Below are 24,370 nucleotides of genomic sequence, written 5' to 3' on the forward strand. Positions count from 1 at the left end.
ACGGCGACAAACCGGTGACCGAGGTGTGCTTCGAGTCGGGCTTCAACAATATTTCCAACTTCAATCGACGCTTTCAGCAACTCAAGGGCATGACGCCGTCGCACTATCGACGGCTGGCAGTGCAGCGGCTGACTGAACAGAATCATCTCTGACGACACGCCACCTGTGGGAGCGAGCCTGCTCGCGAAAGCGGTCTGTCAGTGAAAAATCCTGTGGCTGACACACCATCTTCGCGAGCAGGCTCGCTCCCACAAAAAACCGTGCCCCGGCTGGCGAAATCTGTACGCATTCGCTAACGGTCCCTCGCGCAAAACCCCTTCCCTGCGTTCCCCCGCCCAAACCCCAGTGCAAAAAAGTATCGACATAAGTGTTAGGGATGATTTGTCAGCCCCGCCGTGGAAGGCTGTAATCAGCGCAGATTCTTCCTGCATTCGGAAGACACAAAAACAATAACTGTCCTTCTGCCCCGTTGGGTGTCAGAAAAGGAGTGCACGATGCAACCCACTGCAAAAGCTCTGCTCGCTCTCACCTGCATGACCCTCAGCAGCGTCAGCCTTGGCGCCCAGACCCTGACCATCGCCACCGTCAACAACAGCGACATGATCCGCATGCAGAAACTCTCGAAAACCTTCGAGAGCGAGCATCCGGACATCAAGCTCAATTGGGTGGTGCTGGAAGAAAACGTCCTGCGTCAGCGCCTGACCACCGACATCGCCACACAGGGTGGCCAGTTCGACGTATTGACCATCGGCATGTACGAAGCCGCACTCTGGGGCGGCAAGGGTTGGCTGGAGCCGATGAAGGACCTGCCGGCCAGTTACGCCCTCGACGATGTCTTTCCGTCGGTGCGCGAAGGCCTGTCGGTGAAGGGTTCGCTGTATGCGCTGCCGTTTTACGCAGAAAGTTCGATCACCTATTACCGCACCGACCTGTTCAAGGAAGCCGGGCTGACCATGCCGGAGCGGCCGACCTGGGAAGAGATCGCCGGGTTTGCGGAAAAACTCACCCAGAAAGACAAAGAGCAATACGGCATCTGCCTGCGCGGCAAGGCCGGCTGGGGCGAGAACATGGCGCTGGTCACCACGGTCGCCAATGCTTATGGCGCACGCTGGTTCGATGAGCAGTGGAAACCGGAATTCAGCGGCCCGGAATGGAAAAATGCGCTGAATTTCTACGTCAACACCATGAAGAAATCCGGCCCGCCGGGCGCGTCGAGCAACGGGTTCAATGAAAACCTGGCCCTGTTCAACAGCGGCAAATGCGCGATCTGGGTCGACGCCAGCGTCGCCGGTTCGTTCGTCACCGACAAGACCCAGAGCAAGGTCGCCGACAGCGTCGGTTTCACCTTCGCTCCGCATCAGGTCACGGATAAAGGCTCGGCGTGGCTGTATTCGTGGGCGCTGGCGATTCCGACCAGCTCCAAGGCCAAGGACGCAGCAAAAACCTTCAGCGCCTGGGCCACGTCCAAAGAGTACGGCGAACTGGTTGCCAAGACCGATGGCATCGCCAACGTGCCGCCGGGCACCCGCGCTTCGACCTACAGCGATGCGTACATGAGCGCTGCGCCGTTTGCCAAGGTGACGCTGGAGTCGCTGAAGGCCGCTGACCCGAGCAAGCCGACGCTGAAACCGGTGCCGTACATCGGCATTCAATTGGTGACCATTCCTGAATTCCAGGCAGTGGGCACCCAGGTCGGCAAGCTGTTCTCGGCAGCACTGATCGGCCAGACCACGGTGGATCAGGCGCTGGCGGCGGCGCAGCAGACTACGGAACGGGAGATGAAGCGCGCGGGTTATCCCAAGTAAGCGCTGAACGACTTGCTCCTGCCTCTTGTGGGAGCGAGCCTGCTCGCGAAGGCGTCGTGTCAGCCAACACACATGACACGGACCCAGCGCTTTCGCGAGCAGGCTCGCTCCCGCATGGGGATCTCCATAGGTCTGTATGACTCGGTTGTGAATGCCATGAATACTTCAACTGCCAAAGCCCACATCGACCTGTCGCCACCGCAGCGCAAGCTGCGCGTGCGCAATCCCGGCTGGTTTCTGGTCAGCCCCTCGGTGGCGCTGTTGCTGCTGTGGATGATCGTGCCGCTGGGCATGACCCTGTACTTTTCGATGATCCGCTACAACCTGCTCTACCCCGGTGAAAACGAGTTTGTGGGGTTGGAGAACTTCACCTATTTCCTCACCGATTCGGGTTTCATGCCCGGCGCGACCAATACGTTGCTGCTGGTCGGCAGCGTGCTGCTGATCAGTGTGGTATTCGGCGTATTGATCAGCGCGTTGCTGGAGGCCAGCGAATTTCTTGGTCGCGGTCTGGTGCGGGTGATGCTGATCTCGCCGTTCTTCATCATGCCCACCGTCGGCGCGTTGATCTGGAAGAACCTGATTTTCCACCCGGTCTCGGGGATCCTCGCCTACATCTGGAAGCTGTTCGGCGCGCAACCGGTGGACTGGCTGGCGCACTACCCGCTGCTGTCGATCATCATCATTGTTTCGTGGCAATGGCTGCCCTTCGCGATCCTGATTCTGATGACCGCCATGCAGTCGCTGGATCAGGAACAGAAAGAAGCTGCGCGCCTGGACGGTGCCGGCCCGATCGCGATTTTCTGGCACCTGACCCTGCCGCATCTGGCGCGGCCGATTGCCGTGGTGGTGATGATCGAAACGATCTTCCTGCTCTCGGTGTTCGCCGAAATCTTCACCACCACCAACGGTGGCCCCGGCTACGCCTCGACCAACCTCGCCTACCTGATCTACAACCAGGCGCTGGTGCAGTTCGATGTCGGCATGGCCTCGGCGGGCGGCTTGATTGCCGTAGTCATCGCCAACATCGCCGCGATCATTCTGGTGCGAATGATCGGCAAAAACCTGACTGACAAAGCGTGAGGCCTGCCATGACGCTCCAACAATCCCGTCGCCTGCAAAGCCTGCTGCTCGGCACCCTGGCCTGGGCCATCGCGATCGTGATTTTCTTCCCGATCTTCTGGATGGTGATGACCAGTTTCAAGAGCGAAATCGACGCCTTCGCCACGCCGCCGCAGTTCATCTTCACGCCAACGCTGGAGAACTACCTGCACATCAATGAGCGCAGCGACTATTTCAGCTTCGCCTGGAACTCGGTGGTGATCTCCTTCAGCGCCACGGCCCTGTGTCTCTTGATCGCGGTGCCGGCGGCCTACTCGATGGCGTTCTATGAAACCCAGCGCACCAAAGGCACGCTGCTGTGGATGCTCTCGACCAAGATGCTGCCGCCGGTGGGCGTGCTGATGCCGATCTACCTGCTGGCCAAGAGTTTCGGCCTGCTCGACACGCGCATTGCGCTGATCGTGATCTACACGCTGATCAACCTGCCGATCGTGGTCTGGATGGTTTACACCTACTTCAAGGACATCCCCAAAGACATCCTCGAAGCCGCCCGCCTCGACGGTGCGACGCTGTGGCAGGAAATGGTTCGCGTGCTGCTGCCGATCGCCAAGGGCGGCCTCGCCTCGACCGTGCTGCTGTCGCTGATCCTGTGCTGGAACGAGGCGTTCTGGTCGCTGAACCTGACCTCATCGAATGCCGCACCACTGACCGCGTTGATCGCCTCGTATTCAAGCCCCGAAGGATTGTTCTGGGCCAAGTTGTCGGCGGTCTCGACCCTGGCCTGTGCGCCGATTCTGATCTTTGGCTGGATCAGCCAGAAGCAACTGGTGCGCGGCCTCTCGTTTGGTGCCGTGAAATGAATATCCCTGAACCAACACGACTCCTGTGGGAGCGAGCCTGCTCGCGAATGCGGTGCGTCATTCAACGTTGAAGGCGGCTGACACGGCCCCATCGCGAGCAGGCTCGCTCCCACAGTCAGAATGTGCGGCTGGTTCAATCGAATAATAAATTGCGGAGGCCCATCTCATGGCCAACCTGAAAATCAAGAATCTGCAAAAAGGCTTCGAAGGCTTTTCCATCATCAAGGGCATCGACCTTGAAGTGAACGACAAGGAATTCGTGGTCTTCGTCGGCCCGTCGGGCTGCGGCAAATCCACCCTGCTGCGCCTGATCGCCGGGCTGGAAGAGGTCAGCGGTGGCACCATCGAACTCGATGGCCGCGATATCACCGAAGTCAGCCCGGCCAAGCGCGATCTGGCGATGGTGTTCCAGACCTACGCGCTGTACCCGCACATGACAGTGAAAAAGAACATGTCGTTCGCCCTCGATCTGGCCGGCGTGCCGAAAGCCGAGGTCGAGCGCAAGGTTGGCGAAGCGGCACGTATTCTTGAACTCGGGCCGATGCTCGAGCGCAAACCCAAACAGCTGTCCGGCGGTCAGCGTCAGCGCGTGGCGATCGGCCGCGCCATCGTGCGCAACCCGAAGATTTTCCTCTTCGATGAGCCGCTGTCCAACCTCGACGCGGCGTTGCGCGTGCAGATGCGGCTGGAACTGCTGCGCCTGCATAAAGACCTGCAAGCGACGATGATTTATGTGACCCACGATCAGGTCGAAGCGATGACCATGGCCGACAAAGTCGTGGTGCTCAATGGCGGCAGAATCGAACAGGTCGGCTCACCGCTGGACCTCTATCACAACCCGGCCAACCTGTTTGTCGCAGGCTTCCTCGGCACGCCGAAAATGGGTTTCCTCAAAGGCAAGATTGCCCGCATCGACGGCGCCAGCTGCGAAGTTTCGCTGGACGCCGGCACGCGCATCACCCTGCCGTTCAACGCCGCCAACCTCAGTGTCGGCAGCGCAGTCACGTTGGGTATTCGCCCTGAACATCTAGAGCTGGCGCAACCCGGCGACTGCACGTTGCAGGTGATTGCCGATGTCAGCGAACGCCTTGGCAGCGACACCTTCTGCCACGTCACCACCAGCGCCGGTGAAGCCCTGACCATGCGCGTGCGCGGCGACCTGGCCAGCCGTTATGGTGAGCAATTGAGCCTGCGTCTGGACCCGACTCACTGCCACCTGTTCGACGCTGAAGGTGTGGCGCTGACCCGCCCACTGCGCGCTGCCGCCTGATTTCGAGACTATCCGATGAAACTCAACCAACAGAACCTCAACCGCCTCGCCGCCCAAGTGCAACTGCCGGGCTACAACCTGAGCGACACATGCCAGGGCATCGCGCACATCGGCGTCGGCGGTTTCCACCGCGCGCATCAGGCGTATTACACCGATGCCTTGATGGACACTGGCGAAGCACTGGACTGGGCAATCTGTGGCGTCGGCCTGCGCCCGGAGGATCGCCGTGCCCGCGATGATCTGCGCGAGCAGGATTACCTGTTCACCCTGTTCGAACTAGGCGACAGCGACGACACCGAAGTGCGCGTCATCGGCGCGATTCGCGACATGCTGCTGGCCGAAGATGGCGCGCAAACGCTGATCGACAAACTCGCCGAACCGCAGATCCGTATCGTCTCGCTGACCATCACCGAGGGCGGTTACTGCATCGACGACAGCAGCGGCGAATTCATGGCGCACCTGCCGCAGATTCAACACGACCTCGCCCATCCCGAAACGCCGGGCACCGTGTTCGGCTTCCTTTGCGCCGCATTGGCCAAACGCCGGGCGGCGGGCGTTCCGGCATTCACTGTGATGTCCTGCGATAACCTGCCGCACAACGGCGCGGTCGCGCGCAAGGCACTGCTGGCCTTCGCCGCGCTGCGTGATCCGCAATTGCGCGATTGGATCGACCAGAACGTCAGCTTCCCCAACGCCATGGTCGATCGCATCACGCCGATGACCAGCACCGCGCATCGCCTGCAACTGGCCGACAAACACGGCGTCGACGATGCCTGGCCGGTGGTCTGCGAACCGTTTGTGCAGTGGGTGCTGGAAGACAAATTCGTCAACGGCCGCCCGGCATGGGAAAAGGTCGGCGTGCAGTTCACCGACGATGTGTCGCCGTACGAAGAGATGAAAATCAAACTGCTCAACGGCAGTCACCTGGCGCTGACGTATCTGGGTTTTCTCAAAGGTTATCGCTTCGTCCACGAGACCATGAACGATCCGCTGTTCGTGCGCTATATGCGCGCTTATATGGATCTGGATGTCACGCCGCAGCTGGCGCCGGTGCCGGGCATTGATCTGAGCGAATACAAGGACACGCTGGTGGCGCGCTTCTCCAATCAGGCGATTGCCGATCAACTGGAGCGCGTGTGTTCGGATGGCTCATCGAAGTTTCCCAAGTTCACCGTGCCGACGATCAATCGGCTGATCGCCGATGGCCGCGAGACCAAACGCGCGGCACTGGTAGTCGCGGCGTGGGCGCTGTATTTGAAGGGCGTGGATGAGAATGGCGATACGTATTCGATTCCCGACCCGCGAGCGGCTTTCTGCCAAGGTCTGGTAGCGGACGAAGGGCTGACCACGGAGCGGTTGCTGGGTGTTGAAGAGATTTTCGGCACGGCGATACCGAAGTCGGCGGAGTTTGTTGCGGCATTCGAGTGGTGCTGCCAGAGTTTGCGCGAGGTTGGGGTTTCGCGGACTCTGGAACGGGTGCTCGGCTGAAAAGCCCCCCTCACCCTAGCCCTCTCCCGGAGGGAGAGGGAACCGACCGCGTGGTTCTTCCGTTATTCATCGACCTGAAATTCCGAGTCGAATACAGAGTGTGAAAGGCATGAAAATCTGCTCCCTTTCCCCCTCGCCCCCATGGGGGAGAGGGCTGGGGTGAGGGGGTAGCTCTTGATCTTCAGCGCAATCTGACAGGCCCATACATGACAACAACAAAGCTCTTCCTGGGTATCGACTGCGGCACCCAAGGCACCAAAGCGATCATCCTCGATGCTGGCAGCGGCCAGGTGCTCGGTCTGGGCGCAGCGCCGCACACTATGATCAGCGGCGCCAACGGCCGCCGCGAACAAGACGTTCAGCAATGGCTCGACGCTTTCGTCAGCGCCACCCGCCAGGCCTTGCAAGCGGCCAATGTCGACGGCCAGGCGATCCTCGGTGTCGGCGTCTCCGGCCAGCAACACGGCCTGGTCCTGCTCGATGAGCAAGGCGCAGTGCTGCGCCCGGCCAAGCTCTGGTGCGACACCGAAACCACGCCGGAAAACGAGCGCTTGCTCGCGCAACTGGGCGGCGAGGAAGGCTCGCTGGAACGCCTCGGCGTGGTCATTGCGCCGGGCTACACGGTGTCGAAACTGCTGTGGACCAAAGAGCAGCATCCCGACGTGTTCGCACGCATCGCGCGGATTCTGTTGCCTCACGACTACCTCAACTACTGGCTCACCGGCCGCGCCTGCAGCGAATACGGCGACGCCTCCGGCACCGGTTATTTCAACGTGCGCACGCGGCAGTGGGATGTGCAGATCCTGTGCGACATCGACGCCAGCGGCCGTTTGCAAACCGCGCTGCCGGAGCTGATCGACGCGCACGCCGCCGTCGGCACTCTCCTGCCGGCAATCGCCGAGCAACTCGGCGTCAACCCCAACGCCGTGGTCTCGAGCGGCGGCGGCGACAACATGATGGGCGCGATCGGTACCGGCAATATCCAGCCCGGCGCGATCACCATGAGCCTCGGTTCGTCCGGCACGGTCTACGCCTTCTCCGACGCCCCGAGCGTCAGCGCCGATGCCTCGGTTGCCACGTTCTGTTCCTCCAGCGGCGGCTGGCTGCCGTTGATCTGCACCATGAATTTGACCAACGCCACCGGTGCAATTCGCGAACTGTTCAAGCTCGATCTGCCGACCTTCAACCAACTGGTCGCGCAATCGCCGATCGGTGCCGAAGGCGTGAGCATGTTGCCGTTTCTCAACGGTGAGCGCGTCCCCGCCCTGCCCCACGCCACCGGCAGCCTGCATGGCCTGACCATGGACAACCTGACCCAGGCCAATCTGTGCCGCGCCGCTGTCGAAGGCACCACCTTCGGTTTGCGCTACGGGCTGGATTTACTCCGCCAGAATGGTTTACAAAGCCTGCGCATTTGCCTGATCGGCGGCGGCTCGAAGAGCGCGGTGTGGCGGCAGATCGTCGCCGATATCATGAACGCTCCGGTGATCTGCACCGAGCAAAGCGAAGCCGCGGCGCTGGGTGCGGCGATCCAAGCGGCGTGGTGCGCGTCGCGCTCTAACGGCGATGATGTCTCCCTGGCCGAGCTGTGCGAGCGCTGCGTGAAACTCGACGCGGGCAGCGAAACCCTGCCGATCGCCGCCAATGTCGCGGCGTTCCAGCAGGCCTACGAACGCTATCAACAGCATGTCGCAACCCTATAACGAGCAAACAACTATGTACCTGGTGTGTGGCGAAGCCCTGTTTGATTTCTTCAGCGAAAACGATGCCAGCGGTCTGGCCTCGAAAGTCAATTTCAAGGCGATTGCCGGCGGTTCGCCGTTCAACGTCGCCGTCGGTCTGCGCCGCTTGGGCGTGGACTCGGCGCTCTTCGGCGGCCTGTCCACCGACTACCTCGGCCGGCGTTTGCAGCAAGTTCTGCATCACGAAGGTGTGCGCCCGGACTATCTGGTGGATTTCGCCGCGCCGACCACCCTGGCGATGGTCGCGGTAGGCGCCAATGGCTCACCGCACTACAGCTTCCGTGGCGAAGGCTGCGCCGATCGGCAATTGAGCGAGGCGCATCTGCCAACACTTGGCGACGAGGTGCGCGGCCTGCACATCGGCTCGTTTTCGCTGGTGGTGCAGCCGATTGGCGACACCTTGCTTAAGCTGGTTCAGCGTGAAAGCGGCAAACGCCTGATCAGCCTCGATCCCAACGTGCGCCTCAATCCCGAGCCGAACATCGAGCTATGGCGCGAGCGCATCGGCACGCTGGTGCGTCTGGCCGATCTAATCAAAGTCAGCGACGAGGATCTGAGCCTGCTCTATCCCGAGCAGGATCCGCAAAACGTGATTGAAGGCTGGCTCGAAGATCGCTGCCAGATCGTCTTCCTGACGCGCGGTGGCGACGGCGCAACGGTGTTCAGTCGCGCCCATGGCTCGTGGTCGGTGCCGGCCAATCAGATTCAGATCGCCGATACGGTAGGCGCCGGCGACACCTTCCAGGCGGCGCTGATCACCTGGCTGACCGAACATTCGCTGGACTCGGTCGAAGGCGTCCAGCAGCTCAGTCGAGAGCAAATCGACGGCATGCTCAGGTTCGCCGTACAAGCCGCCGCACTGACCTGCAGCAAAACCGGTCCGGATCTGCCCTATCGTCATCAGTTGAGCTGAGCGCGTAGACTGTCGGCCTTTTTGCGCACGACGGAAAACAGCTCTTGAATCACAGGCACATCCTCGCCCTTCTGACCCTGGCCACCCTGCTGAGCGGTTGCGGCACCTCGCCGCCCCGCTCGCCGGAAGACATCTGCGCAATCTTCCGCGAGAAAAGCGACTGGTACGACGCTGCGCAAGTCACGCAGAAACGCTGGGGCGTGCCGATCCAGGTGCCTTTCGCGATCATGTATCAGGAATCCGGCTACCGCTACGACGCCAAGACGCCGCGCAAATACCTGCTCTGGGTAATTCCTTGGGGCCGCGTCTCCACCGCTTCCGGCTATGCGCAAGCCAAGGATGAAGTCTGGGCCGACTACCAGAAAAGCACCGGCCGCAACTGGGCCGATCGCGAAGACTTCGACGACGCCATCGACTTCGTCGGCTGGTACATGGACAAGACCACCTCGATCAACGGGGTGTACAAATACGACGCCTATAACCAGTACCTGAACTACCACGAAGGTTGGGGCGGCTTTCGCAACAAGACCTACGCGAGCAAAGCCTGGTTACCGCCGACCGCGCGCAAAGTGCAGAACCGTTCGGATCTGTATGCGCAGCAATATGCCGGCTGCAAGGAAGACCTCAATCGCGGGTTCTGGAGCCGGTTCTGGCATTGGTTGTAGAAGCCCTTCGCGAGCAGGCTCGCTCCCACAGGACCTTAGTGAACGCCGATTTTGTCTACACCCGAGAAACCTGTGGGAGCGGGCTTGCCCGCGATGGCAATCTCTCAAACACCATCAAAGTCTATGAAAGGCCCGATTTCACTGACCCAAACCGCCCTCCTAAGGGTTTTCCCTATGGCATCAAGGCCTCACACCTACGCCATTTGCGCCTTGAATGAGGCCGTCTAATCCTGCAACATCCATCACCTGCTTATTCAACGGACGGAATTCAAGGCATGCTGGACGCCAATGCAACCCACATCACCCTCACGATCGAAGACGCCAACGCCGACCTGCAAGTCCTCAGCTTCACCGGTCGCGAAGCCCTCAACGAACCGTTCCGTTTCGACCTCGAACTGGTCAGCGCCCGCCCCGACCTGAAGCTCGAAGAGCTGCTGCACAAGCGCGCCTGCCTGACGTTCGGCGCTACCGGCGAAGGCAAGATTCACGGTCAGGTCTATCGCATCGAGCAGGGCGACTCCGGCAAGACCCTGACCCGCTACAGCATCAGCCTGATGCCACAACTGGCCTATCTGCAGCACAACCATGATCAGCAGATCTTCCAGCAACTGACGGTGCCGAAAATCATCGCCCAGGTGCTGGAAGACCGCGGCATTCTCTCCGACGCCTACAGCTTCCAGCTCGGCGCCGAGTACCCGGAGCGTGAGTATTGCGTGCAATACGACGAGTCCGACCTGCATTTCATCCAGCGTCTGTGCGAAGAGGAAGGCATTCACTTCCACTTCCAGCACAGCAGCAGCGGCCACAAACTGGTGTTCGGCGACGATCAGACGGTGTTCCGCAAACTGAAGCCGGTCAGCTACCAGCAGGACTCCGGCATGGCCGCCGAAAAACCGGTGATCAAGCGCTTCAACCTGCGCCTGGAAACCCGTACCACCCGCGTCAGCCGTCGCGACTACGATTTCGAAAAACCCAAGCTGCTGCCCGAAGGCGCGGTCAAATCCGAATTCGCCCCGGACCTGGAAGACTACGATTACCCCGGCCGTTTCACCACCCGCGAGCGCGGCAAGTTCCTCTCAACCCGCGCCCTCGAACGCCATCGCAGCGACTACAAACTCGCCGAAGGCAAAGGTGATGAACCGACCCTCACCAGCGGCCATTTCCTCACGCTCGCCGAACACCCGCGCGCCGAGTGGAACGACCTGTGGCTGCTGCTGGAAGTCTTCCACGAAGGCAAACAGCCGCAAGTGCTCGGCGAAAACGTCACCAGCGACGTCACCGACAACAAAAGCGATTTCCACCAGGGCTACCGCAACAGCTTCCTCGCCACCCCGTGGGACGCGCACTACCGCCCTGCCCTCGAACACCCGAAACCGAAAGTCCTCGGCAGCCAGACCGCCGTCGTCACCGGCCCGCCCGGTGAAGAAATCCACTGCGATCAATACGGCCGCATCAAAGTGCAATTCCACTGGGACCGCGACGGCCAGTCCGACGACAAAACCACCTGCTGGATGCGCGTCGCCAGCGGCTGGGCCGGCGCAGCGTACGGCGGCATCGCCATCCCGCGCATCGGCATGGAAGTCCTCGTCACCTTCCTCGAAGGCGACCCCGACCAGCCCCTCGTCACCGGCTGCCTGTACCACAAGGAAAACGTCGTCCCCTACGACCTGCCCGCCAACAAGACCCGCAGCACCTTCAAAACCCTCAGCTCCCCGGGCGGCAAGGGCTACAACGAATTCCGCATCGAAGACAAGAAAGGCGCTGAACAGATCTACATCCACGCCCAGCGCGACTGGGACGAAAACATCGAACACGACCAGAAAATCCGCGTCGGCAACGAACGGCATGACACTGTTGAAGCCAATGTGCTGAGCGAGTTCAAGGTCGAAGAACATCGGATCACCCATCTGGACCGCATCAGCGAGATGCGCGCGGATGATCACCTGACGGTGGGTGTGACGCAGCATGTGAAGGTGGGGACTGGGCAGTTTGTTGAGGCCGGCAACGAAATCCATTATTACGCCGGCCAGAGAGTCGTGGTCGAAGGCGCCATGGAACTGACCGCCAAGGCTGGCGGCAGCTTCGTCAAGGTCGATGCGGGTGGCGTGACCATCAGCGGCGCTGAGGTGAAGGTCAATACCGGCGGCTCGCCCGGGGTGGGCACGCCGGCGGCGCCGTTGTTGCCGGGGCCGATGAAGGTTGTGGATGCGGATAAGGCGGGGAAAGCACCGCTCCCTGCCCGTCTTAATGAGTCAGGTATCACCCCGCTGTGCGGAAAACAGAGTAACGGCGCCTGCAGCCGTAAGGATTGCACATGCATGTGAAAGCGCTCAGCGCACTCCTCGAAGCTCCACGCCATGGGTTCGTTGATTTACCGAGAGAAAGCTCTGAATCAACAGTGTGTTTCATTATTGACCCGGTTCGACAGCCTGACGCGATGAGCCGCCTTTATCGTGTTGGCGAACCGGTGGTAGATGCACAGAGCCTGTTCCTCAAAACCGCCTTCGCTGAGATCGCCGCTGACGGTCCGCTCTGGATCACCGCGCCGTGGGGCAGTCGCCTTGCGGCTGAGGCAGCAAAGCTGTGCGAGGAAAATTTTTCTGGCATTGCCATTACCACAGCTGATTCTGACAAAGCGCTCGCCCATGCGCGCTGGCTCTTGCGCGCTAATGATGGCTCTGGCGGACAAAGCCTGCTGAGCTACCACAAGCCAAGCCTGTGGGCCGCGCTGGCCTATACCGCTGGCGACAACTCCCATCAGCTGTTCGGCCCTTGGCAGCACGTATACAGCCCAGCGCCGGTTCATTTTGGGCGCAATAAAGGTCCATGGCTCAGTTGGCGCGCCGTCTCGGAAGTCGAATGGCTGGGCGATACTTCAGTGTTCAGCCTGCCGCCATCCGCGGCGAACGTTCAAGAGCATTTGGGTTGGATTTATTGGGCAGATGAACATCACGCAGATTACGGCGAGCCGAGCGATGAGCATCTGCCCAACCTTGTGGCAAACCTCAATGTGCTGGTTGCCCACAATATTTACGAAGGCCGTCACTTGCTGAAGCTGGGGTCAATCACAAATGGCCCACTGCTTGAAACACAGCCACAGGCAATGGCCATCCTGCAATCCAGGGAAGAGTCGTTCATCAAAGTACAGCAGCTGCAGCAACTCACCACCAGCGTTGCTTGATGAACCCGTCCGTTAAGAATGAATGGAAGCGAAATGGATACTGAAATCTCAGAAGCAACAAAGGTAGATCGCGACAGCTCTGCGGCAACTGCCTCAGCCCCGTCGACACCGGTTGAAACGAAACCTGCTTTGGAGCTTGATCCTCAGCCTGTAATGCCTGCCAGTTGCCCCAACGCGTTCGACAAAGTGGAAACGGCTTGCTCGACAAGTTATGGCGAGGTGATCTACGCAACCAAGGAAAGAATGTTCTATCTGCTGCCTGAACGCGCTGCAAGCTCGATCAAAGAAGCGATGAATGAACTTGAGCAACATATCAGCGCAAGCAAGTCTCCTGAGGAACGTTTAAAGGGGATGAACACCGCGGGGTTGCTCGAGTACTTCCTCGAACCCAAGTTGTCAAACTTCCTGCAAGGTGAACAGAAAAGCCGAATGCTGGAAATCGAAGCTCAGGAGCCGGATATTGCGCAGCCAACCATGGCCATGCGCTTGAAATCCGTGAGCCGTGACGCCCGAAATTCAGCGGCGCTGGAGAAGTTGCCGGATCAGAGTGAGTACGCACGGAACCGGGCTCTGGCCGGTCAGCAACAGGCTAGCCTGCTTGAGGCCAACTCCGAGGGGCAAAAGCTGCAACGACTCTACAACGAGTGGAAGAAGCTGAAGGCTGTAGCAATAGAGCAAGCCAAGATAGCTGGCTATATCTATGAAAGTGGCAACCTGTTTTCGCCCGGTGCTCTTGAGGCTAGAACTCGTGTTCAGACCTATCTGAAAGCCCGTGCGGCACTCACAGCCAGCGGCAAGCTGACTACTCTCAAAGAAGAAGATTTCAAGAAGAACAAGAAGGCGTATCTGGACGCCACAAACTGTGTGATCGATGGCAAGGCCCGGATGTGCGGTTATTTGAACGATGTGGCCAACGAACGCAAAAAAATCGAAAAAGACTTTGCTGCCTATATCGATTCGATTTTGAAAGTCGCCGACTATGGCTTGGCACTTCCTGAGTTTGCCCTCATTCCTGACACAGGCGAAATCAGCGCAGGTATCGAGAAATTCAAATCATATCTCGAGATGGAACAGCGGCAGGTCAAACTGGCTGAACAAATCCGCACCAAATACAAAGCCTGGATTGACGCCAGCGGCCAAAACGTAGCGGCACCAGCGGGCATCGTGCAGGCTGAAAAAACCGAGTGGCAGCGCATTCAACAAGAGCGCATGAAGCTTCGCGATGATGCAGAAGCCGCTGTAGCCGCAGCCCTACCACTGCGCCATCTGTTGTGGGAGCCAGAGCAATTTCAGCCGAAACCGGAAGAGCGCCTGGTCAAGGCTGGCTTTCCGTTGCGCGAAGTGGCGCTTTTCAATAGCCCCAACAGTCCGGTCAAGCATTTGAGTCTGCTTAATCTGGAAGGCATTGAAAAAGCCTTGAAAAAAGACGTAAGCGCGCTCGGTGCTACTGCAAGCAAAGACCTGCAGAAACTTCCCGGCAACAGCAACGGGAAAGCGCAAACTGACACAGACGATAACCCTTTCCATGAATGGCTACGCCTCGAAGGCGCGATGGCCATCAAGGATCAGGAAAGCAACTGGTTCGATGAAAAAGGCTGGTTCGATGTAGAACTCTTCCATTCCTATCTCAAGTCGAAAAAACTGACAGTGGATACTATTGAGGACGCAGGCGCCCGCAAAGACTGGGGGCTGCGCCTTCGGCAGCTGCTGTTCAAAGAAGAAGTTCGAAGTTCGTTGCGCCTGTTCGATAACAGTCCTCAAGCACAATTGGTTCGTTGCCTCACGCCACCACAGTCCTCCATCCACACTGGAACCAAGGTCACTGGTCCGAGCTTCAGCGTCACCGATAACTTCAAGGCCTCTGCCAAAGCCGAAGCCAGCCTTGGGATTGACTTGGCACGCGGTGAAGTTGAGTTGATGAAGATGGATCTGCCGGGTAAAGATCAAGCAAAAGACATCCTGATCCCGTACCTGGACTACGAGAAAAACCGCAAAAACCTGAATCTCGGCAGGTTTTCGATCCATTTGGGCGCTAGAGCGTGGGGCTACACAGGCGCTACCCTCCTCCTCTCCTCCAGCGTGCAGTTGGGACGTGCAAACGTACAAGGCGGCCTCAATCTTCCGGAAATCACCGATGCAAAACGTCCGGAGACCACCAATGCCGTAGCAACTACAACTAGAAGCGAACCTGTTCTGGCGGGCGACGCCGCGAAAGTACGGGTTGAAGATGGGGCTAAAGCCCAATTCAATCTCTTTGCAGGAGTTCAGGCTGGGATTCTACTGACAGGCGCCTTGAACTGGGCTCCGCCGAAAGATATCGCTGTGTTGCGCACCGCCCCTTCGCCCGGCATGGCGAACACCGTCAACAACGCGAAAGCTAGCCAATGGGCGAGCCTGGCCAGACTCACAGCAGGCTTTACTGCCGCGTATGGGCTGGGTACTACGGCAGATATTGGGATCTCCTTGCATGAAGGCCGCTTCATCATGCGGTTCAAGGCTTCCGTCATCGTCGGCGCTGGCGTCGGCGGCGAATTTCAATTTGAAGTAGGCTATGACGGTGTTACTGACTTGATTAACTTGCTGCGACGGGAAATGCATAAAAATCAGGATAAATCGCTAATTTTTGTGACGGACGAAGCCGCTGACTACATCGACAAACTGAACTTTCTTGGCACTGCTGGCATGGAAGTAGCAATGACTTACATGCAAGGCGTCGATATGGTGATGTCATTGTATGAGGCATTAACGGGCGGTGGAAAAGGGACCTCCATCGCTCATACGATTATGACTTATCGAAATCAGGCAGAGCTGGAGCAGTGGTTCTTGAATGCAACGCCCAATGCCCTCGGACCTATGTTCATGACATTGATCTCGTCGGCTCAGGACTCAAGCGTAACAGACGTGGCGTCAGAGAACGCTTCTCGAGAAAAAAAGTACACGTATGACAAGTCTCAGGCACACCTGATTCAGCAGCAGGCCATTGAAAGGGTACTCGGTTGGATTCTAAATAACGCGAAAAAAACAAATACACTTGAGTTAGCTCAAGCACAATTTGAAGAAGCATGCATAAGCATGAACAGATTTGGCACTCGAGAACCTGATAGGGGCCAAGTATATTGCGAGCAGCGTATGGCGATGGATAATTTTATGTCAGAAACCGTACTCCGTTTTGTTGACCAAAGGAACGATCAGATGAGGAGCAGATACAAAGACCATGTCGCCGAACTTGGAGCAAGACTGGACGGCTTCTGTCAGCGCTCTAATCATTATGGTAAAACATACGTTCCTGGCGGACGAGCTACATTCAACGGCCCGAAGAAATAACATGAACAATCAAGTATCTGCAATCATGCTAAAAGCGCTCACACTAGCTGCCCTTTTCCTTTTACCCACCTATTTGTACGCGTCCCTCAGCTCGGACCAACAAGCTGCAAAAGAGCGCGGCATCATCCTATATAAGCAATACAAAACTGCTGCACCCGATTTAAAAATAGCCGCTGATGCTGGAGACTCTGAAGCCCAGTTTTTTTTGGCAGAGGAAATCCGTCAAGAAAAGCAGTACATCACCAACGAAGCCTATAAGTGGTATGAGGCTTCTGCCGAACAAGGATACCTGTATTCAATGATTCGTATCGGTCGAAGCGTCAATGACCTGTGCGTGAAAATGAAAAGTTGTCCACCAGGAAAGAAGACACCGGAAGAGTGGTTAGCTAAAGCGAGAGAGACCGCGAAAGAAAGATCGGATCGAGGCGATGCCGAAGCCTTATATATAATGTACGAACTAACAGCTGAGCGAGACTGGTTAGAAAAGTCAGCGCTTGCAGGTAATTCAGTCGCCCAATACCGCATGGCTATCAGCGAACGTCAAGGGGAAGGCTCCATATTGCCATGGAAGCGCCAAGACTCGGTCGAGGGCTGGTTCCTGCGTTCTGCTAAAGCAGGAAATCCTAAGGCGATGATGCAGCTTTTTGGAATTTACCGGGAAAAAGGTGAATCGGATCAAGCGCGCCATTGGCTGGAAAAAGCAGCTTCAACTGGATATGAAGCAGGAATCTATAATTATGGTTATTTTTTAGCAGTTGCCCCTAGCGCACTTGGTTTCGCGGAAGACAGGATAAAAGGCTACGCGCTAATTTCGCTTTTAAAAGAACTAAATGGTGGAGGAACCGCCCAGACAGACGTCGCAGAGATATTGCCACGAATTTCAGAAAAAATGTCGCCTTCACAGATTCAAGAAGCGAACAAACTCGCAGCCGAATGGAAAGCTACACATCCTCCCCTTTCTTTTTATCCTGAGAAAATAGAGTTCTAACAACAGTAAGCACTTTCCAACAAAGAAGACTAACAGCCTGACGTCCTCGGACAGCAATTGTTTGGCGGCGATGAACTATGTGAACCAGACCCGCTCTACGAAAGAGTTTTTTCACGCGGATTAACTGCTCGATTGCATTATCGAAGGGTTAACCCGCTTTTAACCCCCGATCAAAAACTCTACAGCACTGCACGCTCGCCAGCGCCAGCGCGGCAGGTTCGCCCGGTTTCATATCAGGTACCCACCCGTCACGCTGGAGTTACGTCATGAACATCGCCCCATTGTACTCACGCTCATAGTCTGCGCAATCGCCGCACAGGCCCATGCAAATGACAACTGCGCCACTTCCAAAGCCGTGTCGTATGAGTAAAGCATACCGCTACACCTAGCGAAGGTACTTTCGCTAACCGAACCGCCGACCATCGAGTGCAAAGTCATCACCGCCGACATGAAATACATCGACAACACCGGCAAGCCCGCACAAATCAGTTACAGGAAATTATCAGACGCATGCAGTCAACAGAACTGACAGACGCTTCTGATTTTCCGCTTGGCCATAGGCGTGGGGTGGCTTCGGCGGTTATGCTCGGGGCCTTCCCTACTGCCGCAAGGATTGGCCATGCAGTTGTCGTTCCGCACGTTGTCGAGCTTCACTTCAATCCTGTGTTTTTTGCTGGCGCTGGTCTGGGGATTTTTTCAGGAGGTGTTGCTGGCGATCTGGAGTATTGGCTATTCGGAAGGCACTGGCGTAGTCGCAAGGCGCAGCGCGGTGCTGTTTGCGGCGTTGGCGGTGATGTTTTGTTTGCTGCGCAATGCTCCGCCGTCAGTGGCACGCAGTGCACTGAGCAATGGTTTTATCGTCGGCTGTTTCGGTTTGGCGGCGTTGGGTTTTGGCGAATGGCTCAATGGCCATGCTGGCCCCGGGATCTTGCTCGCGGTGCTGGTCGAGTTCGCGCTGGGCCTTGGTTTTGTGCAGGCCCGGCGCGTGACGGTCGAACTAGGTGAAACGGTGGGTTAAACGGCTCGAGAACGAGCGCTGGTTTGATGGGTCGCGGTTTGCTGTGCGAGGTCGGAGCGCAGGCCAGCGACCAGGTTGTTGATTTCACGGCAGCTGTTCAGGCGGCTGGCGTCGATTCCACTGACGTAGAGATCGGCTTGGTCGGTCCGATGGTCGCCAAATACTTTGACGGACATCGACAAGTCGGGTGACAGCGTGCACTGGCAGCGTTTCGGCAAGAAGCTGCTTTCAATGATATTGCGTAATTCCAAGGCAGATAAAAACATGGCGAACCCTCTCCTTTCTGTGCGATTGCCAATCAAGTATTCACGCTGACCCTTTGCTGCGCCTTCACGGGTGTGCCCCCGCTGTTTCCTTGGTGCGGTAAATGGTGGTACTGCGAAATGCCCATTGGAGTGTAGGCGCCCAAATCCGGTGCGCCTCACCGGAAGAACGCATAAAACGTGCCTTTGATCGGTTCGTTTGGCGCCCTTCAAAATCAAGCACTTGGAAACATGGCCAGTATCCTGCTATTTGCAAAATGCATGAACCGACCGCCCGTCCACTGCAATCTGCAATCTCCGGCTGAATTTGCTTTCGAAGACCATGACGGCAAGAATGTCTCCCATTGCAATTCAACCCGCACGGAGGCTTCCATGAATTCCTTACGCATTTGCGCGATCACTGGGCTGTTAATCGCCAACCTTTCCACCCTCGCCCACGCCGCCAAGCTCGAAGACGTGGCGCCGTATCCCAAAGCCGAAGCGGGGTTTACCCGTCAGGTCATCCATCTGCCGAAACAAGAGCAGGAAGAGAATTTCCAGGTTGAAATTCTCGCTGGCAAAACTCTGGAGGTGGATTGCAACCGTCAACGTCTGGGCGGTGTGCTCGATGAAAAGAACCTGCAAGGCTGGGGCTATCCGTTCTATCGCCTGGAAAAGGTCATCGGCCCAATGAGCACGATGATGGCCTGCCCGCCCGGCAGTCAGAAAAAACGTGCTTTCGTTCCGGTCGTCGGTGACGGCTTCATGTTGCGATACAACAGCAAATTGCCGGTTGTGGTGTACGCGCCGTCGGACGTCGAAGTGCGCTATCGCATCTGGTCGGCGTCGGACAAAGTCGGCACCGCCCTGCAGGAATAACCGGAGCGCTTATTACGCCGGCACGCCGCAAGCAGCGGCGCGTTCGGCGACATGGCGCAGACTGTCGAAGTTGATGTTGGCCCCGGAGTCGATGGCGACGAATGTCTGATCGCGAACGCCGCTGCGCGCCACGTACTGCTTGATCCCCGCCACGGCCAGCGCACCTGAAGGTTCAGTGATCGAACGGGTATCGTCGTAGATATTCTTGATCGCGGCGCAGAGCTCGTCATTGCTGACCGTGATTACCTCATCTACACAAAAACGGCAAACCTCAAAGCCATACGCGCCGATCTGCGCAACCGCTACGCCGTCGGCAAAGGTACCGAGGCTCGGTAGAACCACCCGCTCGTCCGCGCGCAAAGCGGCTTGTAGACAGGCCGAATGTTCGGATTCGACGCCGATGATCCGCACGCCCGGACGCAGGTATTTGACGTAGGCCGCGATACCGGCGATCAAACCTCCGCCCCCTACCGGGATGAAGATCGCGTCCAGCGCGCCTTGATGCTGGCGCAGGATTTCCATTGCCACGGTGCCTTGTCCGGCGATCACGTCAGGATCATCGAACGGTGAAACAAACGTGCATCCGGTCTGTTCGGCCAAGTGCAGCGCATGGGCCAACGCAAAGGGGAAACTATCACCGTGCAGCAATGCGTCGGCACCGCGACTGCGCACGCCGAGCACCTTGAGCTCAGGAGTGGTAGACGGCATGACGATCGTCGCGGCAATACCCAATTCCCGTGCCGCCAGTGCTACACCCTGCGCGTGATTACCCGCCGACGCAGTGATCACTCCCCGCGCTCGCTGCTCATCGCTCAGGTGCACGAGTTTGTTGTAAGCACCACGGATCTTGAAAGAGAACGTCGGTTGCAGATCTTCGCGCTTGAGCAGGACCCGATTGCCCAATGTTTCCGACAACGCCGGCGCAGGCTGCAACGGGGTACGCACCGCAATGTCGTACACCGGCGCGGCCAGGATCTTTTTCACGTAATGCTCAAGCAGGGATTGCTGGTCGGGGCTGTGCGGCATGGTCGTCTCCTGACATTTTTCAGAACCCCGGAGACAGAAAGTAAAAACCCGCCTCTAGGGCGGGTTGGGTGCTGCAGTCGTGAGCTAGCCCGCCAAATGAGGAATGGCGGTAATAATGCTTGGCTGGCAGCGCGATACGGTGAAAGTCATGGGCTGGAAATTAGCCTGCCGGCGGATGAAAAGTCAATGGCCCGCTGCAGAACATTGAATCATCCGCAGAACTGCACAGTCACTGCAAAGGAGAACAACAACTTCCCCAAGCTGATAAAAGTGGAGATTGACCATGAATATCCGCCAAGCGCTGTTCGCCGTCCCGCTGCTGGTCGCCGCCCTGTCCAGCCCTGCTGTTTTCGCCGTCGATGAAAGCGACGCCGTGAAAAAGCCCGAATGTCCGAAAGGCCAGGTTTGGGACAGTAAAACCCAGCAATGCGTCTTGCAGACCAGCGGCACAACGCAGCCCTGATATTCGTCATACGGTTCAGGCCGTGGCCGGCAACCACAGCCTGAATCGCGCCCCACCCAGCGGCGAACTTTCAACCGTCAAGGTACCGCCCTGCGCTTCCAGCGCGCGGCGGCTGATCGCCAGACCGAGGCCGAAACCACCCGTCGCGCGATCACGGCTGCGGTCGAGCCGATAGAACGGTTCAAAGATCCGCTCGCGCTCGTCGTCGGGAATGCCGATGCCATCGTCGTCAACCCATATTTCACAACCGCCCCCAATGACCTGCACGCCAATCTGAATGCGCTTTTCGCAATAGCGCATGGCATTGCGCAACAGGTTTTGAATGGCCCGAGCGGTCAGGCGCGGATCCAGCGCAAAGCGTTCGAGCTGACCGTGCAACAGAACGTCAATCACGATTTCCGGCGATTCCAGCTCCTCATCGACGCTGCCGAGAATGCTGTCAATGAACTCGTCGAGCGACACCTCGATGCGCTCGGGCGATTGCGCCGGATTCTGCAAACGGCTGTAGGAAAGCAACTCCAGCACCAATTCATCCAGCTCACGAATGTGCTCGACCAGGCTCTGCAAGCGCTCGCGGCTGGCGGCCGGCAAGTCTTCCGACAAGGCCAATGCCAGGCCGAAATCCAGACGCGTCAATGGCGTACGCAGCTCATGGGAAACGGCGTTAAGCAGATCACGCTGCTGGTTGAGCAGGTTTTCAATATCGCCAGCCATGGTGTCGAACACGTTGGCGAGGCTGCCGATGTTCGAACTCGGGGCGATTCTGGTTCGCTCGCTCAAGTGGCCTTTGCCGAAGCGTTCGGCGGTGCCTTTCAGACGTTCAAGATCGCGCCAGTGCGGGCGCAACCAGAGCAGCAGGCAGCCGAGCAACATGGCGCCGATCAGCACGTTGATGCTCCAGTACAACAGATCGACGTCGACCGGATCGGGCGGCACGACCATGCGCACGGCCATGTCCGCATTCAGCGGAGTCACCGCCAGCGTTCGCCAGCCCCAGTCGCCGATGCGCACCACGTTTTCACCCCGGTGCAGACGTTCCCGCTCAATGGGGGTGAAAACCGGGTCGTCGATTGGCGTCAGGACGATGTGCAGCGGCTGGAATTCCTTGTCCATCGCCGCTGCAATCTCCGGCCACTGCTCTTGCGGCGCAGCATGAAACTGCTTGGTGATCAGCGATTGCAGACCTCGGGAAAAGTCCAGGTTGTAGGTGACGAAGCGATCCCGAAAGGCCATGACCACCAGATCCGGCACCAGATAGATCGCCGCGCTATAGGAGACGATCGTCACCAGATACAGGCGAAACAGAATACGAAACATCAGCTCAGCATTCCCACTCGGAGCGGCTGAACAGATAGCCCTTGCCCCACACGGTCTTGATCTTGCGCGCCTCGCCGGCGTGATCATCGAACTTGCGTCGCAACTTGGAAATCGCCACGTCCACCGAGCGATCGGTACCGTTGAATTCGATACCGCGCAGCCGCTGCAGAATCTGATCGCGACTCAGCACTTCGCCGGCGTGCCGGGCCAGCACCACCAGCAAATTGTATTCGCCGCTGGACAGCTCAACCGCTTGATCGCGCCAGGTCACGGTGCGCTCGGAAAGGTCAATGCACAGATTGCCCATGACGATCCGGTCATTGACGGCCAACGGCTCGCCGAGGCTGCTGCGCCGCAACAAGGTACGGACTCGAGCCAGCAGCACCCGTGGCTCGCAAGGCTTGGTGACGTAGTCGTCAGCGCCCATTTCCAGGCCCAGCACCTGATCATGGCTGTCATCGCGGGCCGTGAGCATGAGGATCGGCAGTGTCGCTGAATCGGCGCGCAGCAAGCGGCACACCTGCAAGCCGTCGAGGCCCGGGAGCATGAGGTCGAGGATCACCAGATCCGGCGGACTGATCCGCGCCCGTTCGCGCACATGGTCGCCACGGCCGATGACGCTGACGGAGTAACCGTTGCGCTCCAGGTAGCTGGAAATCAGTTCGGCGAGGGCGGTGTCGTCTTCGACCAAGAGGATGTTGGGCATGGGGTGTTCCAGAAGATGCTGGGGCGACAGTCAGGGCTCATTCGCTCGCACATTGAAATGCGATCTCCTGTAGGAGCGAGCCTGCTCGCGAAAGCGATCGAACTGTCGCAATAAATTTCAAGGCCTGCAGGATATACGCCCTCACCCGCCACGGAGCAAAACCCTTACACAATTTCACACAGCAGCTACAAAGCTTCACCGCTAACCTCCCCGTCTGGCCGTAGGATGCGGCCTTCAATATTGGGGGTTGTACATGTCTGGAAAACTGCTGGCCGGGCTCGGCCTGATCGCATTGGCGCTGACGCTGAGCGCTTGTGATTCATCATCGAACGCCGAAGAGCAGACGCCGCCGGCCACGGTGCGCGTCGAGACGATCAAAACCCAGCCATTGTCGATCAGCAGCGAACTGAGCGGCCGCATCGCCGCGCCACGGATTGCCGAAGTGCGTGCGCGAGTGGCCGGCGTAGTTTTGCAACGCACCTACCGCGAAGGCAGTGACGTGAAAAAAGGCGATGTGCTGTTCCGCATCGACCCGGCACCTTTCAAGGCCGATCTGGACAGCGCCGAAGCCGCGCTGCGCAAAGCCGAGGCCAACGCCTTTCAGGCGAAACTGCAAGAACAACGCTATGCGCAGTTGATCGAGGACCAGGCCATCAGCGGTCAGGACTACGACAACGCCCGCGCCGCTGCCCGGCAAACTGCCGCCGATGTCGCCGCCAGCAAGGCAGCGCTGGAACGGGCGAAACTCAACCTCGGTTATGCCACCGTCACCGCGCCGATCTCCGGCCGTATCGGCCGCGCGCTGGTCACCGAAGGTGCTCTGGTCGGACAGAACGAGCCCACGCCGCTGGCGCTGATTCAGCAGCTCAACCCGATCCACGCCGACCTCACCCAGTCGACTCGCGAGCTCAATGAACTGCGCCGGGCGTTCCGTTCCGGGCAGTTACAGGAAGTCGGTCAGGATCAGGTCAAGGCCACACTGATTCAGGATGACGGCAGCCTGTATCCATTGCCTGGCAAGCTGCTGTTCAGCGACATTACCGTTGATCCGGGTACTGGTCAGATAATCCTGCGCAGCGAATTTCCCAACCCGGATCTCGACCTGCTGCCGGGCAGTTTCATCCGCGTACGCCTTGAGCAGGCAACCATTCAGAACGGCATTACCGTGCCGCAACGCGCGGTGCAGCGTGACAGTGCCGGCATTGCCCAGGTGCTGACCGTCGATGAGCAGATGCGCGTGGCGCAGCAACCGGTGCAACTGGGTGCGGTGCAGAACAACCGCTGGATCGTCACCGGCGGCCTGAAGCCCGGCGACCGCATTGTCATCGAAGGCCTGCAACACGCCCGTCCCGGGGAAAAAGTACAGGTCGACGAAACCCCTCTTCCACTTGCCCAGACCGCTGGTCAGTAAGCAGGACGCT

General features: G+C 58.4%; 20 protein-coding genes and 2 pseudogenes. 18 read left to right on the forward strand and 4 right to left on the reverse strand.

The window, feature by feature from the left end:
- From OK411_RS15945 to OK411_RS16015, 15 genes and pseudogenes are all read left to right on the forward strand, one after another.
- On the forward strand, positions 1 to 152 hold a 152-nt coding region (locus OK411_RS15945), incomplete at its 5' end, for a helix-turn-helix domain-containing protein (protein ID WP_264365351.1).
- A gap of 342 nt (positions 153 to 494) precedes the next feature.
- Positions 495 to 1,805 carry an ABC transporter substrate-binding protein gene (locus tag OK411_RS15950; RefSeq protein WP_264365341.1) on the forward strand — a complete coding sequence of 437 codons (1,311 nt, stop codon included), beginning with the start codon at positions 495 to 497 and terminating at the stop codon, positions 1,803 to 1,805.
- Positions 1,806 to 1,961: 156 nt separating this feature from the next.
- Positions 1,962 to 2,888, forward strand: coding sequence for a carbohydrate ABC transporter permease (locus tag OK411_RS15955; RefSeq protein ID WP_041480415.1), 927 nt, complete (start codon positions 1,962 to 1,964; stop codon positions 2,886 to 2,888).
- A gap of 8 nt (positions 2,889 to 2,896) precedes the next feature.
- Positions 2,897 to 3,727, forward strand: coding sequence for a carbohydrate ABC transporter permease (locus tag OK411_RS15960; protein WP_016774872.1), 831 nt, complete (start codon positions 2,897 to 2,899; stop codon positions 3,725 to 3,727).
- Positions 3,728 to 3,893: 166 nt separating this feature from the next.
- On the forward strand, positions 3,894 to 4,997 hold the full coding sequence (locus OK411_RS15965; protein ID WP_264365342.1) for an ABC transporter ATP-binding protein: 1,104 nt from the start codon (positions 3,894 to 3,896) through the stop codon (positions 4,995 to 4,997).
- A 15-nt stretch (positions 4,998 to 5,012) separates the two neighbouring features.
- Positions 5,013 to 6,485: a mannitol dehydrogenase family protein gene (locus OK411_RS15970; protein ID WP_264365343.1), complete on the forward strand. Its 1,473-nt coding sequence runs from the start codon at positions 5,013 to 5,015 to the stop codon at positions 6,483 to 6,485.
- Positions 6,486 to 6,691: 206 nt separating this feature from the next.
- Positions 6,692 to 8,188, forward strand: coding sequence for a xylulokinase (xylB, locus tag OK411_RS15975; RefSeq protein ID WP_264365344.1), 1,497 nt, complete (start codon positions 6,692 to 6,694; stop codon positions 8,186 to 8,188).
- A 13-nt stretch (positions 8,189 to 8,201) separates the two neighbouring features.
- Positions 8,202 to 9,140, forward strand: coding sequence for a carbohydrate kinase family protein (locus OK411_RS15980; protein WP_264365345.1), 939 nt, complete (start codon positions 8,202 to 8,204; stop codon positions 9,138 to 9,140).
- A gap of 44 nt (positions 9,141 to 9,184) precedes the next feature.
- Positions 9,185 to 9,805 carry a hypothetical protein gene (locus OK411_RS15985; RefSeq protein WP_016774877.1) on the forward strand — a complete coding sequence of 207 codons (621 nt, stop codon included), beginning with the start codon at positions 9,185 to 9,187 and terminating at the stop codon, positions 9,803 to 9,805.
- Positions 9,806 to 10,080: 275 nt separating this feature from the next.
- Positions 10,081 to 12,129, forward strand: coding sequence for a type VI secretion system tip protein VgrG (locus tag OK411_RS15990; protein ID WP_264365346.1), 2,049 nt, complete (start codon positions 10,081 to 10,083; stop codon positions 12,127 to 12,129).
- The gene (locus OK411_RS15995) at positions 12,120 to 12,986 is read left to right on the forward strand and encodes a DUF4123 domain-containing protein (protein ID WP_122611354.1); all 867 of its coding nucleotides are present in this window, start codon (positions 12,120 to 12,122) and stop codon (positions 12,984 to 12,986) included. The genes OK411_RS15990 and OK411_RS15995 overlap by 10 nt, the downstream gene beginning before the upstream one ends.
- Positions 12,987 to 13,019: 33 nt before the next feature.
- Positions 13,020 to 16,310, forward strand: coding sequence for a hypothetical protein (locus OK411_RS16000; RefSeq protein ID WP_264365347.1), 3,291 nt, complete (start codon positions 13,020 to 13,022; stop codon positions 16,308 to 16,310).
- Between the two features lies 1 nt (position 16,311).
- A complete protein-coding gene (locus OK411_RS16005; protein WP_264365348.1) occupies positions 16,312 to 17,298 on the forward strand; it encodes a tetratricopeptide repeat protein in 987 nt (328 codons plus the stop codon).
- Positions 17,299 to 17,593: 295 nt separating this feature from the next.
- A pseudogene (locus OK411_RS16010) lies at positions 17,594 to 17,827 on the forward strand (DUF2790 domain-containing protein).
- 90 nt (positions 17,828 to 17,917) lie between these two features.
- Positions 17,918 to 18,316 (forward strand): hypothetical protein, encoded by a 399-nt coding sequence (locus OK411_RS16015; protein WP_264365349.1) that lies wholly within the window; start codon positions 17,918 to 17,920, stop codon positions 18,314 to 18,316.
- Here the strand turns inward: OK411_RS16015 and OK411_RS16020 are convergent.
- Entirely contained in the window at positions 18,313 to 18,582 is a 270-nt protein-coding gene (locus OK411_RS16020) for a DUF1652 domain-containing protein (protein WP_042606881.1), read from the reverse strand. The genes OK411_RS16015 and OK411_RS16020 overlap by 4 nt on opposite strands.
- A gap of 369 nt (positions 18,583 to 18,951) precedes the next feature.
- Between OK411_RS16020 and eco the strand changes: the two genes are divergently transcribed.
- On the forward strand, positions 18,952 to 19,437 hold the full coding sequence (gene eco / locus OK411_RS16025) for a serine protease inhibitor ecotin (RefSeq protein WP_016774886.1): 486 nt from the start codon (positions 18,952 to 18,954) through the stop codon (positions 19,435 to 19,437).
- 36 nt (positions 19,438 to 19,473) lie between these two features.
- Here the strand turns inward: eco and ilvA are convergent.
- Positions 19,474 to 20,463: pseudogene (gene ilvA / locus OK411_RS16030) on the reverse strand (threonine ammonia-lyase, biosynthetic); the annotation flags it as partial.
- A 283-nt stretch (positions 20,464 to 20,746) separates the two neighbouring features.
- On the opposite strand from ilvA, the gene OK411_RS16035 reads away from it, so the two are divergent.
- Positions 20,747 to 20,926 (forward strand): hypothetical protein, encoded by a 180-nt coding sequence (locus tag OK411_RS16035; protein ID WP_016774888.1) that lies wholly within the window; start codon positions 20,747 to 20,749, stop codon positions 20,924 to 20,926.
- 15 nt (positions 20,927 to 20,941) lie between these two features.
- On the opposite strand, the gene OK411_RS16040 is transcribed toward OK411_RS16035, so the two are convergent.
- The gene (locus tag OK411_RS16040; protein ID WP_217878290.1) at positions 20,942 to 22,243 is read right to left on the reverse strand and encodes an ATP-binding protein; all 1,302 of its coding nucleotides are present in this window, start codon (positions 22,241 to 22,243) and stop codon (positions 20,942 to 20,944) included.
- A gap of 4 nt (positions 22,244 to 22,247) precedes the next feature.
- Positions 22,248 to 22,949, reverse strand: a complete 702-nt coding sequence (locus OK411_RS16045; RefSeq protein WP_016774890.1) for a response regulator transcription factor — start codon at positions 22,947 to 22,949, stop codon at positions 22,248 to 22,250.
- Between the two features lie 253 nt (positions 22,950 to 23,202).
- Between OK411_RS16045 and OK411_RS16050 the strand changes: the two genes are divergently transcribed.
- A complete protein-coding gene (locus OK411_RS16050) occupies positions 23,203 to 24,360 on the forward strand; it encodes an efflux RND transporter periplasmic adaptor subunit (protein WP_136492585.1) in 1,158 nt (385 codons plus the stop codon).
- The last annotated feature ends 10 nt before the right edge of the window (positions 24,361 to 24,370 follow it).

Origin of the sequence: Pseudomonas sp. RG1 (assembly GCF_025910115.1) — a bacterium.
In the GTDB taxonomy this organism is placed as follows: Bacteria; Pseudomonadota; Gammaproteobacteria; order Pseudomonadales; family Pseudomonadaceae; genus Aquipseudomonas; species Aquipseudomonas atacamensis.

What these genes read in the sequence shown, in the direction of transcription:
- OK411_RS16040 (WP_217878290.1), bottom strand. Translation starts at nt 22,243, where the DNA reads ATGTTTCGTATTCTGTTTCGCCTGTATCTGGTGACGATCGTCTCCTAT.
- OK411_RS15950 (WP_264365341.1), top strand. Translation starts at nt 495, where the DNA reads ATGCAACCCACTGCAAAAGCTCTGCTCGCTCTCACCTGCATGACCCTC.
- OK411_RS16035 (WP_016774888.1), top strand. Translation starts at nt 20,747, where the DNA reads ATGAATATCCGCCAAGCGCTGTTCGCCGTCCCGCTGCTGGTCGCCGCC.
- xylB (WP_264365344.1), top strand. Translation starts at nt 6,692, where the DNA reads ATGACAACAACAAAGCTCTTCCTGGGTATCGACTGCGGCACCCAAGGC.
- OK411_RS16045 (WP_016774890.1), bottom strand. Translation starts at nt 22,949, where the DNA reads ATGCCCAACATCCTCTTGGTCGAAGACGACACCGCCCTCGCCGAACTG.
- OK411_RS15955 (WP_041480415.1), top strand. Translation starts at nt 1,962, where the DNA reads ATGAATACTTCAACTGCCAAAGCCCACATCGACCTGTCGCCACCGCAG.
- OK411_RS16005 (WP_264365348.1), top strand. Translation starts at nt 16,312, where the DNA reads ATGAACAATCAAGTATCTGCAATCATGCTAAAAGCGCTCACACTAGCT.
- OK411_RS15970 (WP_264365343.1), top strand. Translation starts at nt 5,013, where the DNA reads ATGAAACTCAACCAACAGAACCTCAACCGCCTCGCCGCCCAAGTGCAA.
- OK411_RS15960 (WP_016774872.1), top strand. Translation starts at nt 2,897, where the DNA reads ATGACGCTCCAACAATCCCGTCGCCTGCAAAGCCTGCTGCTCGGCACC.
- OK411_RS16020 (WP_042606881.1), bottom strand. Translation starts at nt 18,582, where the DNA reads ATGTTTTTATCTGCCTTGGAATTACGCAATATCATTGAAAGCAGCTTC.
- OK411_RS16015 (WP_264365349.1), top strand. Translation starts at nt 17,918, where the DNA reads ATGCAGTTGTCGTTCCGCACGTTGTCGAGCTTCACTTCAATCCTGTGT.
- OK411_RS15990 (WP_264365346.1), top strand. Translation starts at nt 10,081, where the DNA reads ATGCTGGACGCCAATGCAACCCACATCACCCTCACGATCGAAGACGCC.
- OK411_RS16000 (WP_264365347.1), top strand. Translation starts at nt 13,020, where the DNA reads ATGGATACTGAAATCTCAGAAGCAACAAAGGTAGATCGCGACAGCTCT.
- OK411_RS15995 (WP_122611354.1), top strand. Translation starts at nt 12,120, where the DNA reads ATGCATGTGAAAGCGCTCAGCGCACTCCTCGAAGCTCCACGCCATGGG.
- OK411_RS15965 (WP_264365342.1), top strand. Translation starts at nt 3,894, where the DNA reads ATGGCCAACCTGAAAATCAAGAATCTGCAAAAAGGCTTCGAAGGCTTT.
- OK411_RS15980 (WP_264365345.1), top strand. Translation starts at nt 8,202, where the DNA reads ATGTACCTGGTGTGTGGCGAAGCCCTGTTTGATTTCTTCAGCGAAAAC.
- OK411_RS16050 (WP_136492585.1), top strand. Translation starts at nt 23,203, where the DNA reads ATGTCTGGAAAACTGCTGGCCGGGCTCGGCCTGATCGCATTGGCGCTG.
- eco (WP_016774886.1), top strand. Translation starts at nt 18,952, where the DNA reads ATGAATTCCTTACGCATTTGCGCGATCACTGGGCTGTTAATCGCCAAC.